This is a genomic window from uncultured Amnibacterium sp. (assembly GCF_964245895.1).
Lineage (GTDB): Bacteria > Actinomycetota > Actinomycetes > Actinomycetales > Microbacteriaceae > Amnibacterium.
Genome location: NZ_CAXTOQ010000126.1, coordinates 1 through 10,407, shown reverse-complemented (window position 1 = coordinate 10,407; position 10,407 = coordinate 1). Strand labels below are relative to the sequence as shown.

The window sequence follows — 10,407 nt, the reverse complement described above, 5'->3', positions numbered from 1 at the left end:
GCCCGCTGCGTGCGCGGCCGCCTCCGGCACGCGCCCACCGACGGAGTCGACGAGCAGGACCAGCGCCGCGCTGAGGTTCGCACGGTACTCAGCGGCGCGCAGAGGGAGCGAGAACATCGCACCCGCTTCCTCCTGCAAGGTCATGGCGGCGATGCTGAGCCGTGTCGACTGCGCCGCCGCCGCGAGCTGGATGACGAAGGTGCCGAGTGCGCGCGGCGCCCGCGCCGCGTCGTCGACGTCGAGGGCGAGCTCCCGCAGGTGATCGAGGTCTGCGCGCGTCACGCGTTCGCACGCGATCGACGCCGAGCCGCTCAGCAGCGTCGCCCGCCAATCGGCGAGATCTCTGATCGCCGAAGCGCTGACCGGGTTGAGATGCTCTGAAGAGGCGGTCAGCGGCGGCCGGGAACGCTCGGTCACGAACGAGCCGCCGCCACGACCCGGACGCGTCGTCAGCAGCCCCTCGGCTCGCAGGCTGGAGAGCGCGTCGCGGAGGACGAAGGCGGACACGCCGAGCTGACGAGCGAGGACCGCCTCACGCGGAAGCGCCTCCCCGCCTCGGACGACCCCCAGGTCGATCGCGGCTCGCAGTCGATTCACCACGGCCGTCGCGTTCGGCGGCTGCACCGGAGTCTTGAGGAACACGGGCTGCACGCGACGTCGCGACCCGGCGAGGTGCGCGTCCTGCTGTGACGTCATCGCTTCCCTCTGAGCGTCGACGACGGGGCGGTCCTCGACAGACGTGGTGCTCTGGTCGATGCTAACGCGGAGGCACGACGCGGTCGGCTGACGAGGATGCAGCGTGCGCCTGCGCGGGATCGGAGCGGTGCTCCGCGAGCACGCCCACCCCTCGTCTCGTCCGCACGACGTACACGATCACTCCGACGGTCCCGATCCCCGCGCACGCCACGACACCGGCCCAGGGCACGCTCCCGTAGATCTCGCTTCTCGGCCACACGAGGTTCAGCGCCATCAGGAAGCCCCAGACCACCGCGATCACGTTCACCGGGATCCCGAGACGGCCCAGGCTGAAGTAGCCGGGCCCGTTGTCCCTGCCGCTCCATCCCCCTCGTATCCGCTGCACGAGCATGGGGATGGTCACCAGCAGGTAGGCGACGTAGACGAGCACCACGGCGACGCTCGTCACCGTCGTGAACACCTCCGGCTGCCCGACGTTGACGAGCAGGATGACGATCGCGCCGAGCCCGATGACGATCGCCGGCACCACCGGCGTCCTGCTCTTCTGGTTCACGCGGGCGAGCGACGCGGAGAACGGCAGGCCGCCGTCCCGCGCCATCGCGAAGACGGATCGGATCGATGCCGTGTGGATGGCGAGCACGCAGACGCAGACGGCGACCGCCACGCAGCAGAGCAGCGCGGTGCCGGCGACCGGGCCGAGCGCATCGAGCACGAGGAACTGCAAGCCGCCGGCGCCCGAACCGATGCGCTTGTCGGAGGGGTCGCGTGCGCTCAGGATGCCGAGCAGCAGGATCGACCCACCGAGGAAGAACGAGGCGTTGATCGCGCGGAGTATCGCGACGGGCGACCCTCGCTTCGGATCCTTCGCCTCCTCGCCGAGCGAGCTGGCGGTGTCGAAGCCGAACATGACGAACCCCGTCGCGAGCGATGCCACGAGGAACGCACCGAGGTAGCCGAGCGGGCTGCCTTCGCCCGCGCGCTCGGTGTCGAAGAGCACGGATATCGGCTGGCGGACGTGCAGGGCGAGCAGCACGATCAGGGTCACCGAAGCCACGAGTTCGACAGCCACGCCGACGCTGTTCACGCGCCCCATCAGCTTCACGCCGAAGGCGTTGATCAGCGTCGTCGCGACGATGAGCGCCGACCCGAGGAGCACGCCGTTCAAGGCGAAGTCCGACGGCGTCGAACCGTCGCCGACGACCTGGAACCCGGACCAGATCTGCGGGAGCGTGATCTGCAGCGCGAGCGCGGCCCCCGCCATCGAGAACAGCTGACCGAACAGCAGGCTCCATCCGGCGAACCACGATCCGGCGGGTGAGCCGAGGCGCTTCGACCAGTTGTAGACGGAGCCGGCGACGGGATAGCGGGCAGCGAGCTCCGCGAAGCAGAGCGCCACCATCAGCTGACCGACGAACACGATCGGCCAGGTCCACCAGTAGGCGGGGCCGGCGAATCCGTACCCGAAGTAGAACAGTTGGAAGCATCCGGTCAGGATCGAGATGAAGCTCACGCCTGCCGCGAACGTCGCGAACCCTCCGAGGCTGCGCTCGAGCTTCTGCGCGTATCCGAACTCGGCCAGGCCGTCGTCGGTGGTCGTCGTCTCTTCGCGGCGGATCGGCATGCGCGCTCCCAGGCGTCAAGGGGTCGATCGGAGGGTGAGAACCCCGTCGTCGGAACCTACATCTCCAAAGATTTGAACTCAAGGGTTTTGTGATCCCATACTGGTCGTCGTCCTCGATCGCGGACGGGGAGGAGGGCGAGATGGTGTCGAAGCCCCCGCTGACGGTGCACCGGAACAGGCCGTGGACGAACTGGGGAGGGAACATCCGGGCCTCCCCCTCGTGGACGGTCAGACCGACGACCGAGAGCCAGGTCGTCGACGCGGTGCGCCACGCGGTCTCGAACCAGGTGCCGATCCGTGCGGGCGGGAGTGCGCACTCCTTCTCGCCCCTAGTCGCGACCGAAGGGCTCCTGATCGACATGACCGGCTACTCCGGTGTGATCGGCATCGATGCGAGCACTGCGCGGGTCCGGGTCCGCGGCGGGACCCTGCTGCGCGACCTCGGCGAGCCGCTGTGGAAGGCGGGGTTCTCGCTCAGGAACCAGGGCGACATCGACCGTCAGACCATCGCGGGCGCCGTGGCGACCGCGACTCACGGGTCAGGGGTGCGACTCGGCAGCGTGTCGAGCTGCGTCCGCGCGGTGCGGATCGTCGACGGGACCGGGTCCGTCCGCGACATCGACGCCGCGACCGACGGCGGGGGCGATGCGCTCCTCGCGGCACAGGTGAGCCTCGGGCTGCTCGGCATCGTGCTGGAGGTCGAGCTGGAGGTCGACCCCGCGTACCTCCTGGAGGAGCGGATCAGCTTCCCGCTGTGGGAGGAGACCGTCGAGACCTGGGACGAGGATGTGACGGCCAACCGTCACTACTCGTTCCTGTGGTGCCACCATGCCGATTCCGCGGGCTTGTACGAGCTTCCGGTTCCCGACGGCGTCGACGCCGTCGGTCGGAGCTTCACGAAGCGCTACCGCGTCGTGACGGACGAGGAGGCGACTGCGTCGCGAGCTCGGGGGACCCGAGCAGACCGGGCCTATCGCATCTATCCGGGGACCTTCGACCTGCCGTTCCACGAGATGGAGTGCTTCGTTCCGGCCGATCGCGGCCGCGAGGCGGTGGAGGCCGTGCGCGAGCTGATCGTCAGGAGGCACCCCGAGCAGCGCTACCCGGTCGAGGTGCGTTGGGTCCAGGCCGAAGCCGCCTTCCTCTCCCCCGCTTCCGGCCGCGACAGCACGGTCATCTCGGTGTCGGGAGCACCGCGCGACGACTACAGCGACTACTTCGCTGACGTGGACCGAGCGCTGGCGCCGTTCGATGCGCGCAGCCATTGGGGAAAGCTGCACCGGATGACGAGGGACCGGGTGGAAGCGAGCTACCCGCAGCTCGATCGGTTCGACCGGGTACGCCGGGAGATGGATCCGGCAGACCTGTTCCTCAACGACCATCTTCGCCCGCTCTTCGGATGAGCGCGCCCGCACCGCGGGCGAGAGGTCGAGGACGAGGCGCCGGCAGGCGACGCGGGTGCACAGCAGGGCACCTCTCGCGCGTTCGGCGGGGGTGAGGATCGCGTCGCGACGGTCGATCCCCCTCCAGCACGGGCGTCTCCAGGTGCCGCAGGTCGGAACCGGGTCGCGCTCGCGGCGCTCGCTCGCGCCTGCGCTGCGTGACCGGCGGCGGACCCGCATGCGGCGGGCATGGGAGGCGCCGCCGAGCCGCCGTCGGTGGAGGTCCCCGGTCAGCGCCGGTTCTCGCTGAGGCGGACGGCGACGACCTGCGGCAGCAGCGCCGCCAGGTCGGCCTGCACGTGCAGCGCGACCTCGACGTCGTCCGCCTCCGAGGAGTTCGCACCGACGAGCAGCTCGTGGAAGCCGGCGGGCCACGGCGTCTCGGTCGCGGCGGCCCAGGTGCGCCAGGCGACCACCGAGGTCTCGATGGGCTGCGCGGCGACGGCGTCCTCGACCTCGTGCGTCACGGTCTCGACCATCTCGCCGACCGACAGGTGCTCACCGCGGTGGGCCCGGATGCGCTGGTCGGCGAGCTGCGCGATCGGCGACCACGCGGCCGTGCGCAGCAGCACCTCCGGCGAGCGCGGCAGGTGCACGAGCGCGGGCGGCGGATCGATGCGGCCGAAGCCGAGCAGGTGGTGCTCGGTGGCACGGCGGCGCCAGGGCGCGGATCGACGGATCCGCCGGAAGACGCCGTCCAGCACAGCCCGATCGTAGGCACTCGAGGGCTTCAGCAGGACAGAACGCGATCAGCAGGCGAAAACCGCGCAGATCGTCCTGCCGACCGCGTTCCGTCCTGCTGTCGCCCTCGGTCGCGTCCGGCTGTCACCCACGAGCCCGGGAGCGGAGCCGGGCGCTCAGTCGTGGTGCTGGGCGCGCTCCTCCTCCTCCGCCTCCTCCTTGCGCCGCGCCTCCGCCACCGAGGGCTTCAGGTCGGCGAGGGAGGCGTCCGGGTCCCGCTTGATGCTGATGAGGCTCGCGACCGTCGCGACCGCCATCGACAGCACGATCACGATCAGCGACAGGCCCGTGCCGATCTCCGGCACCGCCGTGATGTGCTCGCCGCCGTTCAGGAACGGCAGCTCGTTCTCGTGGAGCGCGTGCAGGATCAGCTTCACGCCGATGAAGGCGAGGATGAACGCGATCCCGTACTTCAGGTACTTCAGCCGCTCGACCAGGTCGCCGAGCAGGAAGTAGAGCTGCCGCAGCCCCATGAGGGCGAAGATGTTCGCGGTGAACACGATGAACGGGCTGTCGGTGATGCCGAAGATCGCGGGGATCGAGTCGAGCGCGAACAGCACGTCCGTCGCACCGATCGAGATCAGCACGATGAGGATCGGCGTGAAGTAGCGCTTGCCGTCGATCGTCGTGCGGATCCTGCCGCCGTCGTAGTTCTCGGTCAGGGACAGGTGCCGCTTCGCGAAGCGGATCAGCGCGGTGTCGGTCTGGTCGCCGTGCTCGCTGCCGAACGCCTGCGTGATCGCGGTGTAGATGAGGAAGGCGCCGAAGAGGTAGAAGATCCAGCTGAAGTTCTCGATCAGCTGCGCGCCGATCAGGATGAAGATCCCGCGGAACACCAGCGCGAGGATGATCCCGATCATCAGGACCTCCTGCTGCCGCTTCTTCGGCACCGCGAAGCCCGTCATGATCACGATGAACACGAACAGGTTGTCGATCGACAGCGAGTACTCGGTCAGCCAGCCTGCGACGAACTCGGTGGCGTGCTCCGGCCCGTCGACGAGCAGCAGCAGGACCGCGAAGATCAGCGCGAGCGCGACGTAGAAGCCGACCCAGAGGGCCGACTCCCTGGTCGACGGCACGTGGGGGCGCCGGTACGCGAGCACGATGTCCGCGATCAGGATCAGGACGATGACCGCGAGCGACACGATCTCGAACGGCAGCGGGACGATGGGCATCTGAAGCACTCCTCGAGGGCAGGGGCTGTCCTCGAACGTCTCTCCCTCACCCGGATCGGGCGCCGCACCCCCGGGTCCGCGGACGATGCGGGCCGTGCTGACGGGGTGTGCGGTGGCGGGATACTCCCCTTCGCGCCCCGAACCCTACCGGGTCATCGTCGGGACACGCGCGGACCGGTCCGCGGCTGCGGGGACCGGGCGGCCGCGCGCGATCAGCACCGCGGCGACCATCGCCGCGGCGCCCCAGACGAACGCGACCAGGTCGAGCCCGACCTCCATCGCCCAGAACGGCGGGACGACCGCGAGCACCCCGGCGACGACGAGCGCCGGGACGCCGGGGACGGGACCGACGCGCTTCGGCCCGCGCTCGAAGCGCGCGACGCCCAGCGAGACGAGCAGGAGGACGCCGAACACGATCGCGTCGCCGGGGATGCGGGCGAGCCACCACCCGAGGGTGCCGACGGCGGGCACGACGGTCGGCGCGACCAGCACCGTCGCCGCGACCGCGATGACGATCAGCAGGTGCCATAGGTAGATCGTCATCAGCCGGGTGCCGGCCAGTCCCACGAACGCCTGCGCGGGCCGCGTCCGCATCAGCGCGTCGAGCGCCGGCTTCGCGAGGACGAACAGCGCGGTCTGCCCGACGCCGATCAGCACCAGGGGCAGGGTCGGCGGGTTCAGGTTGTCGAGCATGTCCGGCGAGTACACGCCCGACATCCCGAGCACCCCGACGAGCGCGAACGCGAGCGCGGCGACGCCGAGCAGCGCCGGCCGCCGGAGGCGGGCGATCGTGCCGTCGGCGTACAGGAACCCGATCTGCTGCACCAGCGGCCAGACGAGCAGCAGGTTCAGCAGGCCGACGGTCTGCACTCCGGTCGCGCCGCGCACCGCGTCCACGGCGATCACCCCGGCGAGCAGCGCGCCGGCCGTCGCGACGGGGTGCGCGCGGTGCATGCGGACCTGGAGGGGCACCACCGCCTGGCACAGCAGGTAGGCGGCGAGGAACCAGAGCGGCAGCCCCAGCCCCTTCGCGAGCAGCTGCACCGCGGTCAGCGGCAGGCCGAGGGCCGCCGCGAGCCAGACGATCGCGCCGACGACGACGAACCAGACCGCCGCCGGGGTGCCGAGCCGCAGCAGTCGGGCCCGGAAGAAGTCCGCGCCTCCCCCGCCTCGCCGCTGCGTCGACGCCCAGCCCTGCCAGGAGGCGAACCCGCCGACGACGAAGAACAGCGGCATCAGCTGGCCGAACCAGCTGCCGACCGCGAACCACGGCTCGTCCTGCACGACGTTGCGCCAGCCGATCGCGCCGTCCGCGCGGACCTCGAGTCCCAGCATCAGCGAGTGCAGCACCACGACGAGCAGCACGCAGCAGACGCGGACGAGGTCGACCGAGAGGTCTCTGCCGGCGAGCAGCCGCTCGCGCTCGGCGGCGGGCGTCGTCGTGGTCACGTGGGGCTCCGTTCGCCGCGGGCGGGACGCTCCGGGTGCAGCGATCGTCGATCTGCACCGAAGGAACGGCTGCATCGTTGTGCGGATCCGGCAATCCGCACCGGCGAATCGCCGTCGCCCGCCATCTCTCGAACAGGTGCGCCCGGGATCTCCTGGGCAGACCGCGTCAGTCGACCGGGTCCGCCGCGCCGGCCGCCTCGACGACCTCGGTGTCGACCGGGTCCTGCGGATGGAGCGCCGCCGCACCGCGTTCGGCGGCGTCGACGGTGTGGGCGAGCAGCACGGCGATCGTCATCGGGCCGACCCCGCCGGGCACCGGCGTCAGGTGCCCCGCGACGGCGCGCACCTCCTCGAACCGGACGTCGCCGACCAGGCCGCCGCGCGTGCGGTGGATGCCGACGTCGACCACGGCGGCGCCGGGCGGACGTGCTCGGCGCCGACGAGGTGCGGCACGCCCGCGGCGACGACCAGGACGTCCGCGTGCCGGGTGATGGCCGCGAGCCCGCCGGAGCGGGAGTGCGCGACGGTCACCGTCGCGTCCCGCTCGAGCAGCAGCTGCGCCATCGGGCGTCCCACCAGCCCGGACCGGCCGACCACGACCGCGTGGCGGCCGGCGAGCGCGACCCCGGCCGCGTCGAGCAGCCGGATCACGCCGCTCGGCGTGCACGGCCGCAGGCCCGGCTCGCCGCGCGCCAGCAGCCCGGCGCTGACCGTCGTCAGGCCGTCGACGTCCTTCGCGACGGGGATCCGGTCGATCAGCGGACCGGCGTGCAGCCCGGCCGGCAGCGGCAGCTGGAGCAGGATCCCGGACACCGCGTCGTCGCGGGCGAGCGCATCGAGCACCGCCGCGACCTCGGCCTGCGTCGCGGTCGCGGGCAGCCGCCGGTGCACGTCGGCGATGCCGCTCAGCGCCGCGAGCCGGCGCTCGCCGGCGACGTGCACCGCGCTCGCCGGGTCGTCGCCGACGAGGACGGTCGCGAGGCCGGGCGCGCGGCCGGTCCTCGCGGCGTGCGCGGCCGCGCGCTCGGCCACCTCCAGCCGGAGGCGTGCGGCGAGCGCCGTGCCGTCGAGCAGCGTGGCGCTCAGCCGCGGTCCCCCGCCGCCAGCAGCTCGAGCGCCTCCCCCGGTCCGATCGGCGCCGCCCAGCCGCCGCGGGTCGCCGTCGTGGTGAACGCGGTGTCCTCGCCGCCCACGCCGCGCGCCCACAGGCAGGCGTGCGTCGCCCGCGTGACCACGAGCAGCGCGGCGGGCTCGAGGCCCGCCTCCACGACGTCCGCGATCTGCTCGACGAGGCGCTCCTGCACCTGCAGCCGCCGCGCGACCCCGTCGACCGCCGCCACGACCCGCCCGAGCCCGACGACCCACCGCCCGGGCCGGTAGACGACGGTGGCGGTGCCGCTGAACGGCAGCAGGTGGTGCTCGCAGACCGAGCGGAACGGGATGGCGTCGAGCACGACCGGGTCCGGCCCGAAGGCGGGCATCAGCGCGGTCGGGTCGATGACCGGCAGGGGACGGCCGCCCGGCCAGGCGTCCCGCGCGAACGCGGCGACCCGGTCCGGCGTCGCGCGCAGCGCCGCGTCGTCGGGGTCGTAGCCGAGCGCGATCAGCAGCTCGCGGGCGGCGCGTCGCGCGCGCGGCAGGTCCACGTCTGCGGTTCCCGCGCTGTCCGGGGACCCGACGGTCACGCCGCTCGACGCCCCCGCCATCAGCGGCGGCGCGGTGGGCGGGAGGAGCCGCCCGCGGCGCGGAGGGGGCCGCCGTCCGCGCGCAGCTGGATGAGCTTCCCGCTGATCCGCGTGCCGCTCAGCCGATCGAGCACGTCGCCCGCGAGGTCGACGGGCAGCTCGATCAACGAGTACTCGGGCCGGATGTCGATGCCGCCGAAGTCGTCGCGGCCGAGGCCGCCCTCGTTGGCGAGCGCGCCGATGATCTGCCGCGGCTCGACCCGCTGGCGTCTGCCCACCTCCAGCCGGTAGGTGGTGCGAGGGCCGGAGGCGCCGCGGCTGCGGCGCTCCGCGGTGCTCGGCCGGTCCGGCCGGTCGACGTCGAACCGCTCGAAGCGCTGCGGCCGGTCGTCCTCCGGCGACAGCAGCAGCGGCGTCTCGCCCTGCGCGACGACGGCGAGCGCGGCGGCGACGTCCGCCTCCGGCACGTCGTGGTGATCCACGTAGTGGGCGATGATGTCGCGGAAGCGGTCGATGCGGCCGCGCTGCTCGAGCGCCGCGGTGATCTGGTCGTCGAAGCGGCTGAGCCGCGTCGCGTTCACGTCCTCCGCGGTCGGCAGCTGCATCTGCGTGAGCGGCTGGTGCGTCGCCCGCTCGATCGAGGTCAGCATCCGGCGCTCGCGCGGGGTGACGAAGCTGATCGCCTCCCCGGAGCGGCCGGCGCGTCCCGTGCGGCCGATGCGGTGCACGTACGACTCGGTGTCGATCGGCAGGTCGTAGTTGACGACGTGGCTGATGCGCTCGACGTCGAGGCCGCGGGCCGCGACGTCGGTGGCCACGAGGATGTCGAGCCTCCCGGACTTCAGCTGGCCGACCGTCCGCTCGCGCTGCGCCTGCGCGACGTCGCCGCTGATCGCCGCCGCCGCGTAGCCGCGGGCGCGCAGCTTCTCCGCGAGGGTCTCGGTCTCGTTCTTGGTGCGGACGAAGACGATCACGCCCTCGAAGTTCTCGACCTCGAGGATGCGGGTGAGCGCGTCGATCTTCTGCGGGTACGAGACGACCAGGTACCGCTGGGCGATGGTGGCCGACGTGGTCGTCGTCGACTGGACGGTGATCTCCTCCGGGTCGTGGAGGTACTGCTGCGAGATCCGCCGGATCTGCGCCGGCATCGTCGCGGAGAAGAGGGCGACCTGCTTCGTGTCGGGGGTGTCCGCGAGGATCGTCGCGACGTCCTCCGCGAAGCCCATCTTCAGCATCTCGTCGGCCTCGTCGAGCACGAGGTACTTCAGCTCGGAGAGGTCGAGGGTGCCCTTCTCGAGGTGGTCCATGATCCGGCCGGGCGTGCCGACGACGATGTGCACCCCGCGGCGCAGCGCGGACAGCTGCTGCCCGTACGCCTGCCCGCCGTAGACCGGGAGGAGGCGGACGCCCTTCAGGTGCGAGGCGTAGCTCTCGAACGCCTCGCAGACCTGCAGCGCGAGCTCGCGGGTCGGCGCGAGCACGAGCGCCTGGGGGCTCTGCTGCCCCAGGTCGAGGCGGGAGAGGATCGGCAGCGCGAACGCGGCGGTCTTGCCGGTGCCGGTCTGGGCGCGGCCGATGACGTCGCGGCCGGCGAGCAG

The 10,407-nt window shown here is 72.1% G+C and carries 8 protein-coding genes and 1 pseudogene; 1 reads left to right on the top strand and 8 read right to left on the bottom strand.

All coding sequences use genetic code 11. The features are described from left to right. On the bottom strand, window positions 1-642 hold a 642-nt coding region (locus tag ACFE60_RS14570; RefSeq protein ID WP_375389587.1), incomplete at its 3' end, for a FadR/GntR family transcriptional regulator. 115 nt (window positions 643-757) lie between these two features. Beyond that, the gene (locus ACFE60_RS14565) at window positions 758-2,317 is read right to left on the bottom strand and encodes an APC family permease (RefSeq protein WP_375389586.1); all 1,560 of its coding nucleotides are present in this window, start codon (window positions 2,315-2,317) and stop codon (window positions 758-760) included. A 140-nt stretch (window positions 2,318-2,457) separates the two neighbouring features. Here ACFE60_RS14565 and ACFE60_RS14560 point away from each other — a divergent pair, with 140 nt between their 5' ends. Then, window positions 2,458-3,720 (top strand): D-arabinono-1,4-lactone oxidase, encoded by a 1,263-nt coding sequence (locus tag ACFE60_RS14560; protein ID WP_375389585.1) that lies wholly within the window; start codon window positions 2,458-2,460, stop codon window positions 3,718-3,720. A 269-nt stretch (window positions 3,721-3,989) separates the two neighbouring features. Here ACFE60_RS14560 and ACFE60_RS14555 read toward each other — a convergent pair whose 3' ends face one another. From ACFE60_RS14555 to ACFE60_RS14530, 6 genes and pseudogenes are all read right to left on the bottom strand, one after another. After that, on the bottom strand, window positions 3,990-4,463 hold the full coding sequence (locus ACFE60_RS14555; protein ID WP_375389584.1) for a hypothetical protein: 474 nt from the start codon (window positions 4,461-4,463) through the stop codon (window positions 3,990-3,992). A 153-nt stretch (window positions 4,464-4,616) separates the two neighbouring features. Then, complete coding sequence (locus ACFE60_RS14550; protein WP_375389583.1) at window positions 4,617-5,675, bottom strand: TerC family protein; 1,059 nt, start codon at window positions 5,673-5,675, stop codon at window positions 4,617-4,619. Window positions 5,676-5,819: 144 nt separating this feature from the next. Next, the gene (locus tag ACFE60_RS14545) at window positions 5,820-7,124 is read right to left on the bottom strand and encodes an acyltransferase (RefSeq protein WP_375389582.1); all 1,305 of its coding nucleotides are present in this window, start codon (window positions 7,122-7,124) and stop codon (window positions 5,820-5,822) included. 166 nt (window positions 7,125-7,290) lie between these two features. After that, a pseudogene (locus tag ACFE60_RS14540) lies at window positions 7,291-8,156 on the bottom strand (bifunctional 5,10-methylenetetrahydrofolate dehydrogenase/5,10-methenyltetrahydrofolate cyclohydrolase). Window positions 8,157-8,206: 50 nt separating this feature from the next. Then, window positions 8,207-8,770: a GTP cyclohydrolase I gene (gene folE, locus ACFE60_RS14535; protein WP_375389581.1), complete on the bottom strand. Its 564-nt coding sequence runs from the start codon at window positions 8,768-8,770 to the stop codon at window positions 8,207-8,209. Window positions 8,771-8,829: 59 nt separating this feature from the next. Further along, window positions 8,830-10,407: DEAD/DEAH box helicase (locus ACFE60_RS14530; protein ID WP_375389580.1), on the bottom strand; the 1,578-nt coding region annotated here is incomplete at its 5' end.